Source organism: Bacteroidota bacterium, assembly GCA_020402865.1.
In the GTDB taxonomy this organism is placed as follows: domain Bacteria; phylum Bacteroidota; class Bacteroidia; order Palsa-965; family Palsa-965.
In genome coordinates, this window is record JADBYT010000002.1 from 156,178 (window position 1) to 180,718 (window position 24,541).

The 24,541-nt window shown below is 48.3% G+C and carries 21 protein-coding genes; 11 read left to right on the forward strand and 10 right to left on the reverse strand.

Annotated elements, in window-relative coordinates; genetic code table 11:
- Window positions 1–50 precede the first annotated feature (50 nt).
- Complete coding sequence (locus IM638_01720; protein ID MCA6361731.1) at window positions 51–1,208, forward strand: cystathionine gamma-synthase; 1,158 nt, start codon at window positions 51–53, stop codon at window positions 1,206–1,208.
- A 305-nt stretch (window positions 1,209–1,513) separates the two neighbouring features.
- Window positions 1,514–2,317: a hypothetical protein gene (locus IM638_01725; protein ID MCA6361732.1), complete on the forward strand. Its 804-nt coding sequence runs from the start codon at window positions 1,514–1,516 to the stop codon at window positions 2,315–2,317.
- A 172-nt stretch (window positions 2,318–2,489) separates the two neighbouring features.
- On the opposite strand, the gene IM638_01730 is transcribed toward IM638_01725, so the two are convergent.
- A complete protein-coding gene (locus tag IM638_01730) occupies window positions 2,490–3,809 on the reverse strand; it encodes a serine hydrolase (protein MCA6361733.1) in 1,320 nt (439 codons plus the stop codon).
- 3 nt (window positions 3,810–3,812) lie between these two features.
- On the reverse strand, window positions 3,813–4,250 hold the full coding sequence (locus tag IM638_01735; protein ID MCA6361734.1) for a MarR family transcriptional regulator: 438 nt from the start codon (window positions 4,248–4,250) through the stop codon (window positions 3,813–3,815).
- Between the two features lie 261 nt (window positions 4,251–4,511).
- Between IM638_01735 and IM638_01740 the strand changes: the two genes are divergently transcribed.
- The 6 genes from IM638_01740 to IM638_01765 all read left to right on the forward strand — a co-directional run bounded on the left by IM638_01740 (window position 4,512) and on the right by IM638_01765 (window position 11,411).
- Complete coding sequence (locus tag IM638_01740) at window positions 4,512–5,405, forward strand: alpha/beta hydrolase (protein ID MCA6361735.1); 894 nt, start codon at window positions 4,512–4,514, stop codon at window positions 5,403–5,405.
- Window positions 5,405–5,905: a sigma-70 family RNA polymerase sigma factor gene (locus tag IM638_01745; GenBank protein MCA6361736.1), complete on the forward strand. Its 501-nt coding sequence runs from the start codon at window positions 5,405–5,407 to the stop codon at window positions 5,903–5,905. The genes IM638_01740 and IM638_01745 overlap by 1 nt, the downstream gene beginning before the upstream one ends.
- Window positions 5,880–6,506, forward strand: a complete 627-nt coding sequence (locus IM638_01750) for a hypothetical protein (GenBank protein ID MCA6361737.1) — start codon at window positions 5,880–5,882, stop codon at window positions 6,504–6,506. The genes IM638_01745 and IM638_01750 overlap by 26 nt, the downstream gene beginning before the upstream one ends.
- Window positions 6,507–6,578: 72 nt before the next feature.
- Window positions 6,579–7,340 (forward strand): SDR family NAD(P)-dependent oxidoreductase, encoded by a 762-nt coding sequence (locus tag IM638_01755; protein ID MCA6361738.1) that lies wholly within the window; start codon window positions 6,579–6,581, stop codon window positions 7,338–7,340.
- A gap of 7 nt (window positions 7,341–7,347) precedes the next feature.
- Window positions 7,348–9,459, forward strand: a complete 2,112-nt coding sequence (locus tag IM638_01760) for a PKD domain-containing protein (GenBank protein ID MCA6361739.1) — start codon at window positions 7,348–7,350, stop codon at window positions 9,457–9,459.
- A 92-nt stretch (window positions 9,460–9,551) separates the two neighbouring features.
- Window positions 9,552–11,411, forward strand: coding sequence for a hypothetical protein (locus IM638_01765; GenBank protein ID MCA6361740.1), 1,860 nt, complete (start codon window positions 9,552–9,554; stop codon window positions 11,409–11,411).
- A 71-nt stretch (window positions 11,412–11,482) separates the two neighbouring features.
- On the opposite strand, the gene metF is transcribed toward IM638_01765, so the two are convergent.
- The 5 genes from metF to IM638_01790 all read right to left on the reverse strand — a co-directional run bounded on the left by metF (window position 11,483) and on the right by IM638_01790 (window position 15,835).
- Window positions 11,483–12,436: a methylenetetrahydrofolate reductase [NAD(P)H] gene (metF, locus tag IM638_01770; GenBank protein ID MCA6361741.1), complete on the reverse strand. Its 954-nt coding sequence runs from the start codon at window positions 12,434–12,436 to the stop codon at window positions 11,483–11,485.
- Between the two features lie 105 nt (window positions 12,437–12,541).
- Complete coding sequence (locus IM638_01775) at window positions 12,542–12,820, reverse strand: N-acetyltransferase (protein MCA6361742.1); 279 nt, start codon at window positions 12,818–12,820, stop codon at window positions 12,542–12,544.
- Between the two features lie 10 nt (window positions 12,821–12,830).
- The gene (locus tag IM638_01780) at window positions 12,831–13,190 is read right to left on the reverse strand and encodes a hypothetical protein (GenBank protein MCA6361743.1); all 360 of its coding nucleotides are present in this window, start codon (window positions 13,188–13,190) and stop codon (window positions 12,831–12,833) included.
- A 118-nt stretch (window positions 13,191–13,308) separates the two neighbouring features.
- Entirely contained in the window at window positions 13,309–14,838 is a 1,530-nt protein-coding gene (locus IM638_01785) for an OmpA family protein (GenBank protein ID MCA6361744.1), read from the reverse strand.
- A gap of 82 nt (window positions 14,839–14,920) precedes the next feature.
- The gene (locus tag IM638_01790; protein MCA6361745.1) at window positions 14,921–15,835 is read right to left on the reverse strand and encodes a hypothetical protein; all 915 of its coding nucleotides are present in this window, start codon (window positions 15,833–15,835) and stop codon (window positions 14,921–14,923) included.
- A gap of 118 nt (window positions 15,836–15,953) precedes the next feature.
- Between IM638_01790 and IM638_01795 the strand changes: the two genes are divergently transcribed.
- Window positions 15,954–18,935, forward strand: a complete 2,982-nt coding sequence (locus IM638_01795; protein MCA6361746.1) for a hypothetical protein — start codon at window positions 15,954–15,956, stop codon at window positions 18,933–18,935.
- Window positions 18,936–18,983: 48 nt separating this feature from the next.
- Entirely contained in the window at window positions 18,984–19,643 is a 660-nt protein-coding gene (locus IM638_01800) for a response regulator transcription factor (protein ID MCA6361747.1), read from the forward strand.
- Window positions 19,644–19,645: 2 nt separating this feature from the next.
- On the opposite strand, the gene IM638_01805 is transcribed toward IM638_01800, so the two are convergent.
- The 3 genes from IM638_01805 to IM638_01815 are packed head-to-tail and all read right to left on the reverse strand — an operon-like array spanning window position 19,646 to window position 24,013.
- Window positions 19,646–21,223, reverse strand: coding sequence for a LysM peptidoglycan-binding domain-containing protein (locus IM638_01805; GenBank protein MCA6361748.1), 1,578 nt, complete (start codon window positions 21,221–21,223; stop codon window positions 19,646–19,648).
- Complete coding sequence (locus IM638_01810; protein MCA6361749.1) at window positions 21,223–22,596, reverse strand: hypothetical protein; 1,374 nt, start codon at window positions 22,594–22,596, stop codon at window positions 21,223–21,225. The genes IM638_01805 and IM638_01810 overlap by 1 nt, the downstream gene beginning before the upstream one ends.
- 4 nt (window positions 22,597–22,600) lie before the next feature.
- Window positions 22,601–24,013, reverse strand: a complete 1,413-nt coding sequence (locus tag IM638_01815) for an MBOAT family protein (GenBank protein MCA6361750.1) — start codon at window positions 24,011–24,013, stop codon at window positions 22,601–22,603.
- Between the two features lie 162 nt (window positions 24,014–24,175).
- Between IM638_01815 and IM638_01820 the strand changes: the two genes are divergently transcribed.
- Window positions 24,176–24,529 carry a hypothetical protein gene (locus IM638_01820; protein ID MCA6361751.1) on the forward strand — a complete coding sequence of 118 codons (354 nt, stop codon included), beginning with the start codon at window positions 24,176–24,178 and terminating at the stop codon, window positions 24,527–24,529.
- The last annotated feature ends 12 nt before the right edge of the window (window positions 24,530–24,541 follow it).

The following is a 24,541-nucleotide window of genomic DNA, read 5'->3' on the forward strand; positions in this document are numbered from 1 at the left end:
CCTTAAGCGGCAAGCCTCCTGCCTCAAAAAAACTTCCGACATTTGCACCCATGAGCAACAACGAGCAGCACGGCTTCGGCACAAAAGCCATTCACGCAGGGCAGCAGCCCGATCCTACTACCGGCGCCATCATGACGCCCATTTACCAAACGTCAACCTACGTGCAGGAATCGCCCGGTGTGCACAAAGGCTATGCCTACGCTCGCGGCAAAAACCCCACGCGTGTGGCGCTCGAACAATGCCTTGCTGCGCTCGAAGGGGCAAAACACGGCCTCTGCTTTGCCAGCGGCATGGGTGCGGCCGACAGTATCATCAAACTTCTCCGCCCCGGCAATGAGGTAATTTGTACCGACGACCTTTACGGCGGCTCTTACCGCATGTTTGAGCGCGTGTTTGCGCATTTTGGTATCAAGTTTCACTATGTGAGCATGCAGGATGCCGAAAACATCCGTCCGCTCATCAACAGCAATACCAAAATGCTGTGGGTTGAAACGCCTACCAATCCCACCATGAAAATTATCGACATTGCTGCCTGCTCGGCCATTGCCAAAGCGCATAACCTGCTGCTGGTTGTCGATAATACATTTGCTTCGCCCTATCTGCAAAATCCGCTCGCGCTCGGAGCCGATATTGTGATGCACTCCGCCACCAAATACCTCGGCGGTCACAGCGATGTGGTGATGGGCGCCATAATGACCAACGACGACAAGCTGCACGAGCAGCTTGCATTCCTGCTCAACAGCTGCGGTGCCAATCCGGGGCCTATGGATTCATTTCTTGTGCTGCGCGGCATCAAAACATTGCACGTACGCATGGAACGCCATTGCAGCAACGGACGCGCCATTGCTGAGTTTCTGCGCACGCATCCCAAAGTAGATAAAGTATATTGGCCCGGCTTCACCGATCACCCCAACCACGAGGTGGCCAAAAAGCAAATGCGCGATTTCGGCGGCATGATTGCATTCACGCTCAAAGGCGACAGCTTCGAAGAGGCGTCGCGCGTGGCATCAGCCGTAAAAGTATTCTCGCTGGCCGAATCGCTCGGCGGTGTGGAATCACTGCTCGGCCACCCGGCAACCATGACACACGCTTCCATTCCCAAGCCCGAACGTGAGCGTGCGGGCATCACCGATTCGCTCATCCGCCTCAGCGTAGGCATCGAAGATATTGCCGACCTCATTGCCGATCTGAAGCAGGCGCTGGGGTAAACATTCTCCGCAAATTAATTTTGTACCAATGCTGCGGCGAGTTTAGTGGTCGAAGACCACACAACGCGCCGCAACGCTTTTTGCAGGTCTCCGGACTAGCGAAAACGTGTGTACCAGCGCTGTATTCACTATATTAGTAATAGAATCAGTCGTTCATAATAAGCCCAATGCTGCGGCGAGTTTAGTGGTCGAAGACCACACAACTCGTCGCAACACTTTTTGCAAGTCTCCAGACTTGCGAAAACGTGTATGTCAGCGCCATATTCCCTATATTAGTAATAGAATCAGTCGTTCATAATAAGCTCATGAAAATAAAACTGCTTTCGCTTTTCCTGTTTTTATTTTGCACGTCGCACCTTCCGGCGCAAATCACTACATACTACCGCGCCAAAGCCGATTCCTGCATCAAAGCCGGCAATACAGCCACAGCCGATTCGCTTTACACGTATCTGATTGCTTTTCAGCCCGAAGCACAGGACTATATTTCCCGCGCCGCCATACGCAAACAAAAAACACCCTGCCGCGCCTGCGGCGATTTGTTTTCGGCCTCGCTGCTGGGCGATAAAAATGCGATTAAGCAATTCCGCCGCGACTGCTACCGTGCCAACATCACACAACAATGTACGCCCGATAGTTTCTCTCTTTTTTGCGAGCGCGGAAAAGTGACGATGAAACAGCAGTTGCAAGCCAATCATTACCGTGTGCTGCACACAGATACTACTTTCAGAAAGGTAAGCACCACTTATTTATCCGGAAAAGATACGCTGCCGCTTTTTACGAATACATGCCCGATGCCCGACTCGTTGCGATTCAAAATTTACAAGTATATCGGAGAACATAATCACTACGGAAACGGCACTATTTTGCCCTTTGTAATCGGGCACTACTTAAAGCCGGAGGAAAGTGACACCTCCGTACTTTTCACACTTACTTTTTCGCATCAGGGCTTATTGCTGCATGCAGAAACAGCCGGTGGACGCCGGCGCAACCGCTTTGACGATGCAGAAATACTCAGAATACTCAACACTATGCCGGCTGTAGGGAAATTGAACTGCGAACCGGGTGCTTATCGTTATCAGTTTGTAATCTACTTCGGCCATCAGTGGTGATTTGCACGTCATGGCCAATCAACGGCTTTTGTCACAACAAATTTCAATACTTAAATTCAATTCCGGCACGGATCTGCACCCATCACAAAAATCTGTTGCGCGGAAAAAAGATGATATAATTAAGTCGAAGAACCAAAGCCTTTGCATTTCCAATGCACAGACTATTTTCCCTCTAACGTGTTGTTCTCATATACACCTCTTTTACTCCTCCTTTAGTTACAATTACACAGTTATATTTTCCTGATTTATCTTGCACAAATTCAAAAGTTCGGTCATTATTATCTGCTCTGAAAAATTTAGTCTTTGATTCGGGTAAAAGTTCTGTTTCTATGCTATTATAATACAGTTTTCCGTTTTCTTCAATTATTTTTATTTTCCCGAAATCACCTGTGTATTTCTTGTAGAGCGCCTTGTCTATATCTATCTGATGGTGTGTGTAAGGTAGTTCTACTTCTTTCCCGAATAGTATAGCAGAAAGACCATAACTTATGATATAGGAAGCGGATTCATTGTTGGAAAGTACAGCAATGAAAATCTTATCATCCGTATATCGGTTAAATGAAGTCATGGTTCCAAGAAAACCTCCGTCGTGCGCGATTAGTTGATGGCCATGATTGTAAAACGGATTTACCATAAACCCATAACCATACTCATGATTGTTATATGCTGTAAACATTCGCTTTTTCATTTCTCCCGACAAGATGGTAGTTCCATACAAGGCTTTATCCCATAAGGCAAGATCTTCAACCGTTGAATACACCCCGTCGTGCCCAATGTTAATTGACCAGTTTATGTATGGGTTGTGTTTATAACCACTTTCGGTTCGATGATATACGTTTGCTTTTTTATGTATGATCGAATCATTGTTACAGACACCTGTATTCTTCATTCCCACTTTTTCAAATATATTTTCGCTCAGAAAATCAGCATACTTTTTGCCCGATGCCTTTTCTATTATTTTGGCGAGGAGATAATAGCCGATATTACTATATGCGCTGTTTGTACCCGGGGAGAATAAATACGGCATCTGTTTTATTCGTTCATAAGCTGAATCGGGTGAAATGGTTGTAAGAATTAAATCCATAAAACCCATTGAAAGTCCCGATGAATGACAGAGCAGCATGTGAATGGTCACACTGTCTGCTTTGGGGAAATCAGGAAAAAATGTGCTGAGTTTATCATTGAGCGATAGTTTTCCTCTTTCCACTAACAGGAGAATGGCTGTAGCCGTAAATTGTTTGGTTACCGATGCTAATTGGAATTTCGTATCAACCGTGTTATTTATTCCCCATTCATAATTGGCAGAGCCATAGGCTTTTTTCAGCAAAACGGAATCGTTTCGGGTTACAATAACTGTTCCGCTAAAATTATTTACATCTACCTGAGCCTGCATATATTTTTCAAGCGCCAAAGCAGCGTCATTCTGCGAAATGCCCTGTTTTGCAAGGAGCAAAACACAAACGAGTAATAGCCATATCGTTTTCTGATTCATAGTCTATCCGATGCAGTTGGCAATTATTTTGCTTAGTAAATTGTTCAGCGTTTCTATTTCGGTTTCAGATAATCCCTTTAAGGCTTTTTGCCTGTTTTTGGTAATAACAGGTTTTAATAGTTCAATGGTTCTCTTGCCATTCTCAGTGATCTCAAGGGTAAATTTTCTTCGGTCAAGATCATTTATTCGTCTTTTCAGATACCCTTTTTTAACCATTAACTCGATTATTCGTGTAATGGAGGCATTATCCTTATACAGGTATTCCGCAATATCTTTTTGCGAGTAATCAGAATTCTTATGCAGCAGTATCAGCACTAAACATTGATCAACTGTTATATCGGATACCAGTTTCTGAATGTTTTTCTGTGATATTTTTCTGTACTCTTTAATTGTTTGCTCAATTGTATAAAGTACAGTACCGGTTGGGTTTTCTTTTGGCATGTTCAATATTTGATACAAATATAATTGATATATCAAATAAAATTTCTTGTTGCCCGGATTTTCATGATTTCGGAGGTACAGGTTTTTGAGATTTTATCGATTCTTTGATTGATTTTGGGGTAGATTATTTGCGTCTGGAATCAGTATGTAGTTTTTATAGTATTGAAAAACAGTTGATTGTAAATTATTTCAGGTTGTGCTGTAATAAATCTCCCCGCCCCGCTACCAATGTGTCAGAAACATCAAAAACACTGACATAAAATGGTTCACTACATTGCCCGTACTGCTCTTTTCGCCACATTTTTCATGTTGGCCAAGTTCAACCTTTACGCTTTAGAATATCCGTTTACGGCAACCGTGAGCGGTAAAGGCTCACCGGTAATTCTTATTCCGGGTTATACCTGCGGCGGTGCGGTGTGGGACAGTACGGTGGCTGAGCTGCGGACTTTGCATCAGTGCCATGTGCTGAATATCCGCGGATTTGGCGGTGTGGCTCCGGCTGCAAAGGATTTTTCACTGCGTGATGTGAAAGACGGAATCAAGGCCTACATTAAAGACAATAAGCTAAAAAACGTAATTGTGGCCGGGCACTCTATGGGTGGCTTTCTGGCTATGTGGACGGGTGCTGAAATGAAGAAGCCTGAACTGGCGGGCGTTATTGTAGTAGATGCTGTGCCTTTTATTTCGCTTATCGGCGACAGCACGGCTGTAGAGCACGCCATTGATACTGCGTCGGCCCGCAAAATGGAGGAGCTGATGAAAGCTCAGACTTATGAAATGCGCAAGTTTTATGGCAAGCCCATGGCCAGCTATTACTGCCTTGATTCGACCTACCATCCGCTTATTGCTGAATGGAGTGCCGTGTCTGATCCGCATACTTCGGCCTCGCTGATTATGGAAATGGCGGCAACCGATCTGCGCGATGAAATTGCAGCCATTGAAGTGCCTGTGCTGGTACTTTGTGCCTGGGAACCCGGCTACAATGTGCCTATGGAAAGCATTCGCAGCGCATGGAGCAAACAGTATGCGGCGGTAAAGAACCTGCAGTTTCACATGGTGCCGGGTTCGCGCCACTTTATTATGTATGATGCGCCCGAAACATTTTACCGCGAATTGAATACTTTCATGGCCCAAACCGTTCCGGGTAAAAAGTAATGAGCGCCGAGAAAGAAAAGCAGTTTACCGAACTGCTGGCCCGATACAAAGCCAGCATCTGGCGTGTGTGTTATGCTTACCTGCCCGACCGGAGTTTTGCCGAAGACGTATTTCAGGACATTCTCGTGGAGCTTTGGAAAAGCATGGGTCGCTTCAGGGCAGAGTCGGGCTGGCATACCTTCATCTACCGTATTGCCGTAAACACGGCCATCAGTCACGGCCGGCGCGAAACCCGGCGGCCGGTTGATTTCAGCGAAAAAACTGTCGAGGTAGCGGATACAGCCATGGCAGAATCGCAGGATAAAGAACAGCTTCACCGCCGCCTGCACACCTGCATTGCGCAGTTACCCGAACAGGATCGTCTTGTGGTTTCGCTGTTGCTCGAAGAGTTAAGTTATCAGGAAATTGCCGATGTAACCGGATTAACGGTGAGCAATGTCGGTGTACGCATTAACCGAATTAAACCCAGATTACATGCCTGCATTACCTCCGGAATCTGATTTGTTTGACGCCCTGCGTGCGAACTGGCAGCAGGACAATGCTGCGCCTGCTGTGGATATGGTCCGCCTGCGCGAAACAGCTGAAACGGAACTCCGCAAACAGCACCGCCGTCACCTGCGCGCTACACTGTTCATGTCGGCCTCGTTTGCGGCAGCTATTGGCGTAACCAGCTGGATCTATCTGAGATTTGATGATCATGGTCCGCTGTTTTACGGGAGCATCATTGCAGTAAACCTGCTGATGATATTTATGGCTGTGCTGATGTGGCTGGGTGTGCAGCGCGACAAAAGCAGCGCGGTATTAAACAGCCGCGAGCATCTGACGCAGGAGTTGAAAAAACTGAACTACCGCCGCTTTACATTGCTTTATGCGTTACCGGCATATATGGTTATTCTGGCTGTTGCGCTCATTTGTTATTATGTGGATGTGCTTGAGCGCGCCAGTATGCTGTTTAAGGTGTTAACGTATGCGGGCACATTTGTGTATTGCGGTGGTGTGTGGCTGCTCTCACGCCGGAAAACAAAGAAAAAGCTGGCCGACACCAGCCGGTTGATTGACGAATTACAGCAATTGAAAACGGCGCTTGAAAAGCCGGAATAACTGCCTGATTTCAACCGATTTTTAATAATCTTCCATCACTTAAAACCGGTTGCTGCTTGTTATCTTTGTTAGATGCGTTATGCATACATAACAGGAACAGGCAGCGGCATTGGCCGTGCACTTGCTGAGCGGCTTCTTTCGGAGGGCTGGCGGGTTACCGGCTTTTCGCGCTCGGCGGGGCCGGTGCACGCGCATTATACGCATGTGCAGGTTGATCTTAGCAACGAGGCGGCAGTAATGAATGTGGCTTTTGCTCCGCACCCTGATGCCGAACGCATTGTGCTGGTAAACAACGCCGGCATGCTTGGCCACATTGCGCACACCGCTGCCGCCGATCCGGCGCAGCAGGCCACGCTGTTCAGGCTTAATGTAACTGCGCCGGTGCTGCTTACCGGTGCTTTTCTGCGTGCTTACCAAAACCACAAAGCCGCACAGGTAATCTTAAACGTAAGCTCCGGCGCAGGTAAAAATCCGGTTGATGGCTGGGGTGCTTACTGCGCATCAAAAGCGGCGCTTGATATGCACACACGTGTGGTGGATGCCGAACTGCGCATGGACGGCCGCACACACATCCGCATATTTTCGGTAGCGCCGGGCGTGGTGGATACACCCATGCAGGCACAGATTCGTGGCAGCGTAATAAGTGATTTCAGCCGTGCCGAAGAATTCAAACAACTTTATCACACCGGTCAGCTTCTTTCGCCCGATGAAGTGGCCGCACGTTATACATTTCTGCTGAACAATCCGGAGGCTTTTGAGCAGCCGGTGTTTGCCGCCAAGGAAATTCAAGTCAATCATCCCCATAATTTAATCAGCACACCCATTCACCAATAATTACTGCATGAAACAGATCCTCTGCGCGCTCACTGCGGCTGCGCTGCTCAGCACCGCTGCACTCAACGCCCAGTCGCCGCACAATGGCCACAACCACAATGGCCTCATTCCCTGCGGTACCGACCAGCAAATGGCCCGCGTGTTTGCCGAAAACCCGCAACTCAAAGCCGAGTTCGAAGCCCGCGAAGCCCAGGCCGAAGCGGCCGACCGTGCTGCATTTGCTACTGGTTACATGGACAATACACGTTCGGTAATGCCGCCCGTGTATATCATTCCCATTGTGTTTCACATTATTCACAATTACGGAGCAGAAAATATCAGCGATGCGCAGATTATTGATCAGGTGCGTATCCTGAACGAAGATTTCCGTAAACTGAATGCCGACACAAGTCTTGTTGTGCCCGGCTTTCAGGGCATTGTGGCCGATGCCGAAATTGAATTCCGCCTGGCCAACCTTGATCCCAACGGAAACTGCACCAACGGTATCGACCGTATCGTTTCGCAGGAAACCTACATTGGCGACGATGGCTCGAAACTGAATTACTGGCCGCGCGCCAATTACCTGAACGTGTGGGTGGTAAACACCATTTCGAGCGGTGCTGCGGGTTATGCCTATCTTCCCGGTACCGCACCCAGTGCTTCGGTTGACGGCATTATGATTCTGTCCACCTACATCGGCAGCATTGGCACCGGCAACCCCGGTACCTCGCGCGCACTCACACACGAAATCGGTCACTTCCTCAACCTGCAGCACACCTGGGGCAGCACAAACAATCCCGGCGTATCCTGCGGAAACGACGGTGTAAGCGATACACCGGTAACGGAAGGCTGGACATCGTGCAACCTTACCAACAACGATGTATGCAATCCCGGTATCGACGAAAACGTGCAGAACTTTATGGAGTATGCCTACTGCTCACGCATGTTTACCACCGGCCAGCGCTCCCGCATGCGCACTTCACTCACCAGCTCGGTGGCCTCACGCAGCACACTCTGGTCGGCAGCCAACCTCACCGCTACGGGTGTAAACAACAATCCGCCCAACGTATGTGCACCCGAAGCCGATTTTAAACCCGGCAGCATTGTAACCATTTGCTCCGGCGGTTCGGTAGTATTTACCGATCAGTCGTGGAAAGGCACGCCCACGAGCTGGAGCTGGTCGTTCCCCGGCGGTACACCTTCCACATCAACTGCACAAAACCCAACCATTACCTATAACACACCGGGTTTGTACAGCGTAACACTCACCGCCAGCAATGCATCGGGCAGCGACGCATTTACACGTACCAACTTTGTGCAGGTGCTTTCATCTACTGCACAATACGCTAACCCGTCGTTTGTGGAAGGCATGGAAAATGCAGCCACATTCAGCGCCGACTGGACCATTGTGAACCCAAGCGGAAACGGTTGGGCACGCACTACCAGCACAGCATACACCGGCGCGGCCTGTGTGCGTTATGACAATACGGGCAACTCGGCTGGTCAGATAGAAGAACTCATCGGACCCACCATCAACATGTCGGCCATTGCCAGTCCGGTATTTACCTTCCGCGTAGCCTACGCCCTGCGCGCCACCGGCGATAACGACCGCCTGCGTGTGCTGGTTTCTACCAACTGCGGGCAGACCTGGACACAGCGTTATGCCAAGAGCGGAAGCATACTGGCCACAGCGCCAACCACCAGCGGCTCGTTTACACCCACGGCCAGCCAGTGGCGTTTGGAAACGGTATCGCTCAACAGCTCCCTCAACAACGCTGCAAACGTTCGTATTAAGTTTGAATTTGAAAGCGATGGCGGAAACGATATTTACATCGACGATATCAACATTGTATCGCCCGCCAGCGTATCCTCGCCCGATCTGAATATTTCGCAATTCACCGTATTCCCCAATCCGGCACAGGAAAATACCACGGCCATGTTCACACTCACCGAGTCGATGCAAACCGATATTCAGGTAATTGATCTTACCGGCCGCGAAGTAATGGCGGTGTACAGCGGTGAGCTTCAGCCCGGCGCACACCGTTTTGATCTGAACACAGCCACACTGAGCAAAGGCATTTACTTTGTGCGTTTGCGTGCGGGGAATGGTTTTGTGACACAGAAATTAGTGGTGGAATAATTTGCATATATACAGATATGCAAAGACCGGCAGAAGGAATTTTCTTTCTGCCGGTCTTTTTTTTGTGAACCAGCAATAACGTATATTTAAAAATGAACTATTTTTTGATAACCCTGTCCCTGCTGTTTTCTGTTCAATGTATTGGGAAGCAGCCTGATTGGAAGTACTATAAAGCCTATCCAACTTATGATTCAGTATGGAGGGCATTTTCAAAATCATATAATCTCCGGGAAGTTGAAACGGATAGTTTAAAATGGAATCTTACAAAGCGGAGAGACGGGTGGCATGTAGTGCTGGCCGAGTATTATGCGCCTGATAATATCCGGCAGGATTATTTATTCTGGTCGGCGGCATCAAAAAAATACAAAAAAATTCCTGTTGCCCCCGAGCCTGTGCCTGATTCCTACTGGCCCGATGAAAAGCCTGAAGTGCATGGGTATTTATTTGATGTTCTTGTTTATTATGGCTATAAGGGATGGGAAAAAGACATACTTCATGATTTTGGGGCGCTTCCTAATGTTCCTGATTTTATCTACGAAAATCTTTCGCGTGCCGCATTCAGCTGTTCTAATTCTTTTGTAGATAAATCATATCTCCAGACAACAGATAATGACGATTTGCCATTGTCTTCAAATCAAAAAGCTGATTCGGTAAAGTATTATCTGCTGAAGTGCATAAAGTATGATAGTTTATTGATGAGGCAAAACCCTGCGTATGAGTTTTTGATAGGCCGGGCCGATAACCGCTATATAAATGATATCATGCACCTGTGGTATGAACTTTCGTTATTCAATCGGGGAGAGGAAGTGAGGTATCTTATGAAAAAAGGACTTTATTCCGATTTCATGCGAAACAATGCGGAGTTATATTTAAAAAGCTGCCCTGCAAACACCATCGTTTTTACGGGTGGCGACAACGATACTTATCCGCTCTGGTATATGCAGCAGGTATATGGTGTAAGGCCTGATGTACGGGTAATAAATATTAGTTTATTAAATATTCCGCATTACTTAGCTGTTATACTTGATACAAACCGGATTAATCCCATCCGGTCTTCATTTAATTCCTATGCGTTAAGCAGGGTAAGATCAAAGTATTACTATTCAGTTAGCAAAGAAAAAACAGGTGTATTTCCGCAGGTGCTGCGTGATTTTGCGGCACAAATGCAGCAAGGTGAAAATGCTGTGCTGCCCTACACATTTAAAGCAGATGTAACAGGATGCCGCACTGCCGGGTTTTATCCTGCTGGTTTGTCTTATTCCGCAACATGGTTTGCCTGTGCCGGGAGTTATACTGATTTCGGGCATATAGCGGCACTGGATATTATGCTGAATAACTTTACCGAGGTGCCGGTTTGTTTTTCGGTTTCGATGACCACCACCTCTTTTTTTTCGGAAAAGTATTTCTTACAAAGAGGTTTGGTAAATCAGTTTTGTCCGGCAGAAACACTGCCTCATCCAAATCCAATTTTTGGATCGGGTTATGTATTTATTGATGCAATGAAAGCATTGCTGGTAAATGATTCAGCCTTGTATGCCTGTCCGCGGCCGGGCGATTCAAATGAAAAACGTTTTTTTACAAATCTCAGAGTGAATTATGCGCTGCTTGCAAAGGCAGAAATTGAATCGGGTGATACGTTGGCGGCTGCAAAAACACTAGCGTATGTTCAGCGGCATCTTCTTCTTGATTGTGGTGATGCTGAACCGTTTTTGTCATTTATAGTTGAGCTCATGTATCAGACCAATTATATTCAGGAGGCCGATGTGCTTGCACGAAAGCAACTTGATTACCTCAAAGCAGCATTTATTGAAAAGGACAAGGATGATAATTTGTTTAGATTACACCACTCTGTATTTATGATCAGAGAAATTGCTCATAAGTTAAACCGGGTGCAGGTTGAACAACAGGCCAATGAGTTGCTTGAGTTAATCGGAGATCCGCTTTCTGAGTAAATAAGTTGCACTTAAGCAAAAAAAGACCGGATTTATGCCCGGTCTTTTTTTGTTTGAAATAAGTGTACTGCTCAGAACACCTGCGAGGCCACGCGGCGCGTAGCTTCCGATACGCCCATTGTGTAGAAGTGAAGGCAGGGTGCGTTGGCTTTTACAAGTTCTTTTGATTGCTGAATGGCCCATTCAATGCCTACTTCGCGCACTTCGGCGTCGGTTTTGCATTTTTCGGCGGCTTCGTAAAGATCCTGCGGCAGATCAATGTGGAAAATTTTGGGCAGGGTAACCAGCTGCTTTTTGCCGGTAAGAATTTTGATGCCGGGAATGATGGGCACGGTTATTCCGGCTTCGCGGCAGCGTTCCACAAAGGCAAAGTACTTCGAGTTGTCGAAGAACATTTGTGTCACAATAAAATCGGCGCCGGCATCAACTTTGGCTTTCAGCGCGCGGAGATCGGCCAGCGGGTTGGGTGCTTCGAAATGTTTTTCGGGGTAACCGGCTACGCCCGCGCAGAAATTGGTAGGGGCCATGTCAATTACATCTTCGTGCAGGTATTTGGCGCTGTTCATGTCCATTACCTGTTTCACGAGGTCAAGTGCGTATGAATGGCCGGCCGGATCAGGTACAAAGGCCGGTTCGGCCTTAATCGCATCGCCGCGCAGCAGCAGCACGTTATCCACACCGAGGAAGTGAAGATCAATAAGTGCGCTTTCGGTTTCTTCCTTGGTAAAGCCGCCGCAAATAATGTGCGGTACCGCATCCACATGGTAGCGGTTCATGATGGCTGCGCAAATACCCACCGTGCCGGGGCGTTTGCGGATAGATACTTTTTCGAGATAGCCGCCGTCGCGTTTTTTGTAAACGTATTCTTCGCGGTGATACGTTACATCCACAAACGAAGGCTTAAACTCCATCAGCGGATCAATGCTGTCGTATATAGACTGAATACTTTTGCCTTTGAGGGGTGGCAAAATTTCGATGGAAAACAGGGTGGACTTTGCAGCCCGGATGTGTTCGGTAACTTTCATAGTGTGTTGCGCAGGCGTGCAAATTTACAACTTACCTGCTTTCATAACCAATAATTTACGCAACACATATTCTGAAATACCTCAACCCCTTTATACATGAGGCTTTTACAGCACATCACGGTATTCGCTTACCTTGTCGAACACACTTCGGGCAAACGGGCAAAGCGGTACAATTTTAATGCCTTTGTTCCGGGCAAATTCCACAGCCTTTGCTACAAGCTGCTTTCCCGCGCTTTTCCCGCGCAGCACATCATTCACTCCCGTATGGTCAATAATTATCCGGTCGGTTCCGGCCCACACGTAAGTCATTTCTGCCTCGCGTTTACCGTTTATTTCCACATAAAACACGCCTTTGTGGCCATCGTCGGTTTGAAGTATTTCCATGTAGTGCGTGTTATATCTGTTTCAGCACGTCTTCAAGCCGCTGCATTTCATTTTTTACCTGATTCATTCCAATCAATCCGCCCGACATGCCCGACGTTTGCCGCAGCACACTGATGTTGAGCATACCGTTTCCGCCGTCGGTAATCTGAACACCAAACTTGAAGTATTTTACAAATGCGCCAAAGAGAATACGCAGGGTATAATTACCTTTTTCGTACAAGGCCCCGCCGGGATAGGTTTGCAGCACTTTATAGCCGGCCGAATGAAACTGCTGATGCAAACGGTTACTCAGTTCTTCGTAGCTGATGCCGTTGTACTGATGGGTGTATTTGTCTTTCTGGCGTTCGAGTGTGGTTACGTAGTGTGGCATGATGTGACAGGTTCAATTTAGAATTGCTAAAGTAATGTATTCTGAAAATTTAACACACGAAACATGTCTGACAACTATCTTTTCCGTAGTAAAAAAAGAGCCACTCTGCCCAACAGTATCACTGCGATTGTATGGTAAATTCTACACGCCGGTTAAGTGCGCGGTTTTCGTCGCTGCTGTTTTGCACTACCGGTTTCGATTCACCAAAGCCTTTGGCAGTAAGTCTTGTGGCTGCAATGCCTTTTGTAATGAGGTAGTTCATTACAGCCTGTGCGCGGTCGTCAGACAGTTTCAGGTTGGCCTCATCGCTGCCCACATCATCAGTATGTCCGGCAATGGCAATGGTCATGGTTGGATTATCAGTAAGCACTTTCACCAGGTTGTCGAGCTCCACAAATGATTCCGACCTGAGTTCGGCTTTACCGGTTTCAAAGAAAATATTGTTGAGCCGCACCACCTGACCTTTTTCTATGGGTGTAAGTTTCAGGTCGCGCTTCACTTCCTGATAATCTTTTGAAGTGCTGAGGTCGAGATTTTCGCTCACCGCATAGAAGCCTGCGGCTGTGGCTTTGAAGCCATACAGTTTTCCGCAGGGTAGTACAATCTGATATTCGCCCGTTTGCGGATTGGCTTGAGCAATGCCCGCTTCGGTGCCTTCAGGCAGTGTGAAATAAGTGATGGCTGCGCCCAGCGGTGCGTCGGTTTTGCTGTTGAATACGCGACCGTTGATGAGTGCAACCGGGTTCGGCCGTTTTTCGGTTTCGGTATCAATAATGCAAATGTCGTTTTTGCCTTGTCCGCCCGGCCCGTCGCCTACAACAATGTAGGCCACATTGCCCTGCGCAGCCAGCGTGTAGTAGGCCTGCCAGCGATTGTCATTTACTTTCGGGCCCATATTTACCGGCTCGCTCCAGTTTGTCCAGCTCTCGTCGAGGCGGCGGCTCATCCAGATATCCGCACTGCCGTAACCGCCGGGCCTTTCGCTCGAAAAATACAGTGTAACTCCGTCGGGCGCCAGAAACGGCGTGCTTTCATCGAATTGCGTATTCAGCACTTTGCCCATGTGTTCGGGCTTTGTCCAACGGTTGCCGCTCACAAGATGCGATACATATAGATCATTTTCATTGCCATCTTCCACACGCGAATAATAAAGAATAATGGTGCGGTTGTCCACACTCATGCACATACCGCTGTAATTTCCTTTCGACATGCGTTCGTAACCGGGCATGTCGAGTGCTTCGGGATCGCTCCAGCCTTTTGCCGTGAGGCGGCACACCGAAAATCCGTCGCCGATACGCTCCGCTTTTGAAAAGCGCCCGCGTATGATGCGTTGCGTACCATCAGGACTTTGGTAGAACATTGAATTGAAGCGGGCCGTATTGAACGGGAAGCCGAGGTGTTTTGCTTCGCTCCAGCTTCCGTCGGTTTCGCGCTTGCTGAACCAGATGTCTTGCGTGTGCTGCGGCGACTGCGTATTAGCAGGGTGATCTTCGCGCACGAAGAATATCTTTTGCCCGTCGGCCGTAATGTAAGGCATGAGTTCACTGTAAGCCGAGTTTACTTTCGGGCCTAGATTGCGGTAGGCCGGTTGCTGCGCATGGATTGCGAGTACAGCAAAAAGGGAGAGAATAAACAGGTGTGTTTTCATGGACTTAAAAGCAAAAAGGCTGCTGCCTTTTGTGTAGCATTAACACGCACCACAGGCAGCAACCATTCAGGGTTCAGTACAATTATTCGGAAGTACGTACAGGTGCTGAATCTTCGGCACCCAGTGCAGTAAGTTTTTTGCGCAGTATCGGCAGCGATACCGTGCCCTGCACATATATTCCGTCGAAGCGGCGTATGCCCACTTCCATTTGCCAGCACACACCTTTGTTGTACATGCCTTTCGCTTCCTTTCTGGGCAACGAAGGCAATATCCATGCGCCAAGCCGCACACCCACGGGCAGGTTGAAATAAGCGGGGTCAGGATTTTTAAATGTGGAAATTGGTGTAAATGTGGCATCCAGATAAATACGCACATTGTGCGAGTAACCGCGTATGCCGTATTTATCGGTTGAAATGCGCAGGTTGTCGGTACGCGTGCGGAACAGCCCCACATACGCGCCAAACACCGAATAATTTACAAGACCAAGATCGGTGTCTTCGGGCTCCGAAAGCGGCCCGCCGTAATGCATGAGTCCTGCTCGTACTCCCGCCACACGATACTGAAGCCCCGGAACCTGAATGTACTGCGTGGTAGTTACATCGTAGTTGCCCTGGCGCGATGTACTTGATTTCAATGTTACATTAAATACTTTCTGCACTTCGCGCTGAAGCAGTCCGAGGCTTATACCGGCTTCAAACTGCGTATGCCGGCGTGCATCCTTATCGCCCAAACGCCCCGCCGTAAACCAGCCCATTCTGAAAATATAGTCGGCACAAAGCGTGTGTTTGTAATTGGCGTAGCCCCAAAGCCCGAAATTGAAGCTAAGGCCATCAATATTTTTGAAACCGAAATCAAGCTGGGCCAGATCCATCGCCAGTACAAAATTGTTCACATCGCGCGGACGATCATGCACAACCTTGTAGTTAATATTATCCTGAGCAGCAAGATTCACAGAAAGAAGAAGTAATGCAGGAGGTATTATTTTTCGAAGCCACATAGGAATTTGTTTTTTACAAACGTCCGAAAGCCATGTCCCGGCAGCAATACGTCATTTGCCCTAAATTATGCCCGGCATGCAATTGTAAGGGCATCATGTGTATTTTTGAATCACCACCATGCTACGACTCCTGCTGCTTATTTTGTTTTTCTGTCCTCTGGCTTTACTGGCACAGCCCTTGCGGTTTGCGCATTACGATACGCGCCAGGGGTTGTCGCAAAATTCGGTGCATGCCTTGCTGCAGGATAGGGAAGGATTTGTGTGGATGGGCACGCAGGACGGACTGAGCCGTTTCGACGGGTATTCATTTACCGTTTACCGGCATAGTAAAAAAGATACGGCTTCATTGCCCGATAATTTTGTGATTGATCTGGCCGAAGATGTAAACGGAAATATCTGGATTGGTACACGTTCGGGGTTATGTGTATTTCAGAAAAGTAAAAACAGGTTTTTACGACTTTATTCCGGGCGTGAAGATTCCAGACTGCATAATAATGCTACGTATATGCTTCAGTCGGGAAGCGGAATAATTGTGAGCCTTGTTCCGATGGGGGTGTGTGAAGCTGAGCTTGCTGGCGATAAAATTGTGGTAAAACCAGTTGGCAAAAATATAACACGTGTGTGGAGACTGCAGTCGCAACTGTATATCCGTCAATCTGATTCACTCTGCACCGCCTCCAATATCCACGCTCCTTTACGTCTGTTCGCCACGTTTGCAACAGATAAAGTGAAAGGCATTTCCGATATTGAAAATACCGGCGGTAAAACATATCTGGCAGCTGCAAATAAACTATATCGCAATTCATCTTCCGGTCGTTTTGAGCCTTTGGTTACATTACGCGAAAACATTATCTGTCTGGCCTCCGATCATACCGGGCGTATCTGGGCAGGAACAGAAAACGGGTTGTGGATTTATCACACTGCTACGGGCATGCTTGAAGAAATAAAAACGGATGTATCAGATCCGTTTTCGTTAAGCTCAAGCCAGATATTAAGTTTAATGTGCGACCGGCAAGGGGTGATGTGGATTGGTACTTCAGGAGGAGGTGTGAATATTTGCGATTTGGGACGTGCGTTTTTCAAAGTATATAATTCTGCACATTCGCCTGGTTTTCCTGCGGGAGCAGTGTGGTGTATGGCAGAAACTGCAAATGCCGTTTTACTCGGTACGGAAAAAGGAGTTGTTCCGCTTCCGTCACGCAATCAGTCTGTTCCGCGTTGGACTTCGCTTGTTGCGCCCGAAGTTTTTGTAACCCAGCTTTGTTTTGATAAAAGTGGGACGCTGTGGATCGGCACTCGGAATAATGGAATTATCCGAATAGATACAATAACATTAAAAAGAGAAAGTATTGATACCACAAACTCGCCGCTCAGCGATAACGCAATTTTTCATATTTCTGCTACTGCCGATACGCAGGTAATTATTACCACACGTCGCGGGCTCAATTTTTTTAATCCCCAAACCGGCAACTGGCGTGTCTATCGGGGAAGAGAGCAGTTGCCTACCGTTCAGGGAAATTATATCATTCAATCATTTACCGATAAGCAGCGCATACTCTGGCTCGCCCACCCGATGGGATTAACCCGTTATGCGCAAGGGAAATTTTACACCTATCGTAATTTAGCTGACGATACCTTGTCGCTTCCGTTTAATGTGGTTTCATTTGTGAGTGAGGGGAGCAACAATACACTCTGGGTTTCGACACTTGGTGGCGGAGTTGCAAGGTTTTACAGGGGTAAAGAAACGTTTACCACCTATAACACCACGAATGGTTTGCCCAACGATGTGGTGTATGCTGCGCTTGAAGACAAGCAGGGAATGGTGTGGATGAGCACCAACGAAGGTATCTGCAGGCTTGATCCGCAAACCGGATTTATTGATGTGTTTACCACCCGCGATGGGCTGCCTTCGAATGAGTTTGTGCAGAATTCGGGTTACGTGTTGCGCAACGGGCATATTGGTTTCGGCTCGGTTGATGGCTGGGTGAGTTTTGATCCGGCGGCTTACAGCTCGCTGGCCGATACGCTGCAGCCGGTGCTTTCGGGGCTTTTTGTAAACAACCAGCCCGTGCCGTTTTTCGGGTTGCGCGAGCTTTTGCTCGATCATGAAACGCGCAATGTATCGTTTTCATTTACTGCCGTGAATTATCGTGTGCAGGAGAAAATCCGCTACAGCTGCATGCTTGAGGGCTTTGACCAGAGCTGGATTGAGCAGGCCCCGGGGCAGCGGATGATTTCATACACCAATTTACCTTTTGGCGATTATGTGTTTAAAGTGCGCGTGCGTGTGGGCAATGGCCCCTGGCAGCAGCATGAACTGAAATTGCCGCTGCGTGTGGTGCCGCCGTTCTGGATGCAAACCTGGTTTTACGTGCTTATGGGTGTGCTGGCGGCCTTGCTGCTTGCGGGTGTTGTGGCGTGGATTGCACGACTTAACTACCGCCGCCGCATGCGTGTGCTTGAAACCGAACATAAAATCCACATCGAACGCGAACGCATTTCGCGCGATCTGCATGATAACATTGGTGCGCAGATTACTTACATTGTAAGTACACTCGATTTTCTCTCGTTCCGCCTTGATAAGCAAACGGCAGGCGAAAACAGGCAGCTGATTCACGAACTGGGGCAGAATGCCCGCCAAACCATGGATCAGCTGCGCGAAACCATCTGGGCCATGAATCAGCCTGCACTCGGGCTCGACGAATTTGTGCAGAAGCTGCGCAGCTTTACACAGCGTGCGGGAGTCTCGTCGCCCATGCAAATTCAAATCGAGCATCAGGCCGAAGGGCAGGGTATTACGCTTGCATCGGCGCAGGTGCTGCATTTGTACCGCATTATTCAGGAAGCGGTAAACAACGCACTCAAGCATGCGCAGGCCACCCGGCTTAGTATTTCCTTTGTAAGCGAAGACGCAAAACTCATCACCATCATTACCGACAATGGCAGCGGTTTCGACAGTATCCGGAACCACGAAGGCCACTATGGCCTTGCCAACATGCAAACCCGTGCTGCCGAAATTGGTGCCGAAGTTAAGATCACTTCGCAGCCCGGCCACGGCACGCAGATACGTGTGGCATTACCGCTCACCACCAGCGAATAGGGTAAATGACGTATTGCCCGTAGCGAATTAATACACTAATCTTACCACATGAAAATTACCGTAGGACTTGTTGAAGACAACGCGCAGCTCATACAATCGGTGAGCCGCAATCTTTCGTGTTTTGATAGTATAGAGCTTTTGTTTGTGGCGCGCAACGGCAATGAACTTTTGCAAAAACTCGAATCGCAGCAGCCTTCGGTTTTACTTATGGATATTCACATGCCCGAAATGAATGGCATTGAAGCCGCACGTCTGGTGAGTGAAAAATATCCCGGCATACGCATTCTCATGCACACCGTTTTCGATACCGAAGACAAAATATTCGACAGCATTGTGGCGGGCGCTACCGGCTATCTGCTTAAAGATTCGCCGCCATCGGCGCTCATTGCCGCTATTGAAGAAGTGCTCGAAGGCGGCGCACCCATGAGCCCCAGCATTGCCCGAAAAGCCCTGCAACTGCTGCGCACCGCGCCAGTTCCCGAGCCCGCCACACAAACAGAAACATTTGACCTCACCAAACGCGAACTCGAAATTTTAGAGAAAATTGCCGAAGGCCAGAACTATCAGCAGATTGCCGATGTACTTTTTGTAAGTCCCAAAACGGTGCGCAAACACATCGAAAATATTTACCGCAAACTACAGGTGCACAATAAAATGGAAGCGGTGCAGAAAGCGAAGAAGAACAGGTTGCTTTCGGTGTTGTTCTGATATTACCTGCGTTTCTTCCTGTACACCTTCAGCACCTGTCCCGGATGAATCGTATTACTTCTTAAATTATTCCACCGTTTCAGCTCCGTTACAGTAACGCCGTACCTGCGCCCGATTGCACTTAAACTTTCGCCCGGTCGTACACGGTGTTTTACCAGCACGCGTCCCGGCGGAACACCTGCGGTGCGTGTTTCAAGCGTATCGGCTTTGCGGAGACGTTGCTGTTGTGCGCGTATGCTGTCGGTAAAAAGTGTGAGGTTTTCGCCTTGCGGATTTTGTTGCATCCAGTTTATGGAGCGTTGCATGGCACTTACCAGCAAATCGCCTTTAAGGCGATAGCCTTTCATGGTAAGGTGTATTCTGTCGGGCTGGCCTAACCCGGTACTGTCAAATGCCACCATCGCTTTCCAGCCGCCGGCAATCCAGTACCAGTCGTACACGCCGCAGTTTTCGGCTTTGGCAATGCTGTGTATTACATCCGAAAACTGTTCGCCGGCCACAACGTGATTGTATCGGTAATACATGTCCATTGTGCTGGTAAGCAGAATGGATGCATTGGGAGCCGCAGCCCGTATTTTGCGCACCACCTGTACAATTTCCTCGCGCAATGCAGGTTTTATGCTGTCGTCGTAGAGATAATCGTTGGTGCCGAAATCCACAATCACCAGATCGGGCTTCAGTATTGGTAGCTGCTGCGAAAATAAAACTTCATACAAAGGCGACTGATAGCGCGATGCACCCACACCGCAGTTGTTGAACACCACGCCGCGGTTGGTTTCGGTTTCGAGATGCATGCCGTAGCATTCAAACTCTTTTTCCGAAGCATTCTTTTTCACTACGCGCACGGTAAGCTGTTTGCCCAGCGGCGGTACTTTCACTTCCACATAGGGCAATGTATCGCCGGGCAGCGAGTCGATAACAACCGGAATGAGTTGTGCGCCGGCATCAATAACAAGATCAAAACTCCGGCTCGATTTTTTCACGAATATTTTCAGCACAGTACGTGTGTCCGGTTCGGGCTGCATGAAGTTGAGTGTAAACGAGGCTTTCGGATCTTCGGTGCGGCAGGTCATGCCAATTACACCCAGCGGCAGTTTGGAAGGAAGGATGAAACTTTTTCCATACGTCCACACGCCCGTGTGCGTTGATTTATACTCGATGGATGAATATGTTTTAGCGGTGGAGTAGGGGAACATGGTGCCGCGACCGCCGTCGCCATGAATTTGCTGGAGGCCTTTGCGAGCCTGGCCGGGAAAAATATCGGCCTGCAGGTGTGAATCGCCGAGATGTACTACAGCCATTTTCCGGGTGGTAGTATTCATCCACGCATTGTAAAACTGCTGCATGGCACTGCGGCTGTAAAACTGTATGCAGTTAAACTCTTCGTGCATAAAAGGATATGCAGCCGTATCAATTACCCGTGCTGGTGGCTCGCTTGTGTTTGTTACCGTGTTGAATCCCGATGCCTGTTTAAGTTGCAGCATGAGCAGCACCGAAATAAGCAAAGGCAGTGCCAGCCACCAGCGCAGGTTTTGTGCAGAAAATAAAATCGAAATGAGTTTCACGGTACGTGCTTTCATCAATTGGGTCGCTTTAGCGTATCGGTAAATGAGGAGTCTTTGCGCAGCAGGGCCGTATCCATTTTCGGCAGCGAATCAGCGTTGCCGGCCGGTGCGGCACCTTTGAGCAGTTTTTCAATGCGCATAATGTGCCAGCTTGTGTTTGCCGAAAATGAGCCGTTTATGAATACCACATCCGTAATGCCGTTTTCCCTTACAAAATCGGGCAGGTTGTGGTTGAAATAGCGGTAGTCGATAATATATACCTTATCGAAGTTTGCGGCAAAGTAGGGGGAAAACGCATTGCCGTAGGAGTTTTTGATAATTACCACGCTGCGCCCTGTGCGGTTGGTGGTTTCCACTTTCATGAGCGGAAAATCGCCGCCGAGATACATGCCGTAGCCGCCACCTTTGAAGTAAAGCGATGCGGGAATGGGTTTGGTAATGTTTTCGTCGGTGTAGCGGAATGTTTTTACGCTGTTGGGTACCATATAGCAGATGGCCGTGTCGGGCTTTTCTTTCAGGCGTTCATCGCGCGTGAGGGCGTAGAGCGAGCCGAGCCAGTTGTTTTGTATGCGCGTTTGCATCTGGCTCAATGCAAGCGGTTGCATGCCGGCGCGTTCGGCTGTGGCTGCGTAGGCGTAGTAAGCGCCCGCGCCCGTCCAGTGATGGTCGGTGCGGAAAAACAGGTATTCGTTCCTGTGCGCCATCATGGGTGTCCATGCATCCACAGCAATAATGCCCGGCAGTAAATTGCTGTAGATAACATCAATATTTTTCTTTTCCGAATTTGATGAACGCCTGAACGCATCGGGCATATACAAATCGTAATGCGAGGGCACCACTACATCGTAAATGCGCACCGAAGCGGGCAGTGCTGCTCTGAATTTATTGATGGCCTGCGCATAGCGTGCAGCCATGGTGGCATTACCGCCGAAATACTGAATGGCCATGCCATTGTGTACAACCATGTTGGCAATAATATCGCCGTTTTCGTTCACGGTTGCCGTATCGGCTGCAGCCAGCGTGTCATTCAAGGCCGATTCGGCGGTAATGATGCCGGGTTTGTTTTTTGCCAGCTGCGACGCGTCGTAAAATTTCACTTCGCGGTTGGGAATGCCCCGCCACTCGGCCAGTTGAAACGAAGTACTCACCAGTTCTTCGCGGAATGCAAAATGATCGGCCACATACTGGTCGAGGCTGTCGGTGAAATGCCCTTCAAAAAATGAATGCCATGAAAATTGCGGAAACGGTGTAAGCCTGCGGTTTTCGACTACCGATGAATTGATTTTCGGCAGCACAAAAAACAATACACCGCACCCGGTAAGCACCGTGCCAAACAGCACGAAGTTTATCCATGCCAGTTGTTTGCGCAGTTGTTTGTGTTTTTTCATGGCCTCAGAAACGGTAGTATATAAACGGGTTGTACGATTTGCCGGTGAGCATGGCTGTAGCCAGAAACAACAGTACCAGATTCAGGGCCATGCTGCCAAGCAGAAAATACGCACGGTTGTGTTTGGTAACCTGCCTGCGCACCCTGCGGTTGAACCAGTGAAACACCGGCAGGCAAAGTATAATGGTGAGCAGCAGCCAGAACATATTCTCCCGAAGAGAATACGTAAGCTGCACATCCCACAATCCGCCACTGCGATTTACGCCAAATAAAATTTCGAAAAAAGCCCCCAGCCTCGGCAGACTTTCAAAATAAAACAACGCCCAGCCGAGAACAGCTGCAACCAACAAATACACATGCGATACCACCGCCGGAATACGGTTGAGCAGTTTGAACAAAAACAACCGCTCAATGTAAATGAGCAGCCCGAAATACAACCCCCAGAAAATAAAATTCCAGCTGGCTCCGTGCCACAATCCGGTTAAAAACCAAACCACAAACAGATTGCGCACGGCAAAACGTTTGTTGCCGCCAAGAGGAATGTAGAGATAATCGCGGAAGAACGTGCCAAGCGAAATATGCCAGCGGCGCCAGAATTCGGTGGCAGATTTTGCGATGTAGGGATAATTGAAATTTTCGTGGTAATGAAAACCAAACATCCGCCCCAAACCAATGGCCATGTCTGAGTAGCCTGAGAAATCAAAGTAAATCTGCACCGAAAACATGAGCAGCCCGAACCAGGCTTCACCCACCGAAAGTGCCGCAAAATCGCCATCCAGATATTTCACTACCATTTCGCCGGCTACGTTGGCAATGCACACTTTTTTAAACAAGCCTATGCAAAACCGGCTCACTCCTGAACTGATGTCGCCGATATTGAATTTGCGGTTGTCTATTTCGTGCGCAATGTGGCTGTAGCGCACAATAGGCCCGGCCACCAGCTGGTGATACAAACTCACAAACATGAGAAATTTCATGGGCGAACGTTGGGCGGGTACTTCACGCCGATAGACGTCGATTACATATGAAACCGTTTGAAACGTATAAAACGAAATGCCCACCGGCAGCGCAAATTTTGGCACTTCAAACGCAGTGCCCAGCAGCAGATTTATGTTTTCTACTACAAACCCGCTGTATTTGAATGCCATGAGAATGGCGGCATTAAAAATTACAGTCGATACGATGCCGAGTTTTGCCCATTTCGTTTCGCGGTATTTCTCAATGAAAAGTGCATTGGCATAATCTACCATCGAAGAGAATACGAGCAACAGAATCCATACCGGTTCGCCCCAGGCATAAAACACAAAAGAGAAAAGCGTGAGCAGGACATTTCTGTACGTACTGTTTTTGGAGAGGTAGTACAGAATGAGGTTGAGCGGTAAAAAGATGTACAGAAACGAAAGACTCGCAAAAACCATTGGAATACAGGGGTAACAGCCCGGCAAGTATAGCAATAGTGGTGCGGATTACCGACTGATTCCGGCAGTTTTTATCCCACAATATTAACATCCGTCGAAAGACATAAACATTTTACGTCCGCATTCGTTTAGCAACACGTACATACATCCAAAAACCGGAACATGAACAAAGTTTACCATCTCGGTAATTGCAGCACCTGCAAGAAAATTATCGACGCGCTTGACCTGAAGAATAAGAAGTTTGAATTTCAGGATATTAAAGAGGAACCCATTTCGCCGGCGCAGCTTGATGAAATGGCAAAACTTGCCGGCGGATACGAACCGCTTTTCAGCCGTATTGCCATGAAGTACCGCGCCATGGGGCTCAACAACATGACGCTTACCGAAAAAGATTACCGCCGGTATATTCTGGAGGAATACACCTTTCTGAAACGTCCCACGATTATTATGGGTAAGCAGATTTTCATTGGCAGTGCAAAAAATACAGTTGCTGCGGCAAAAGAGGCGGCTAAGTAAAAGGCATTCCCG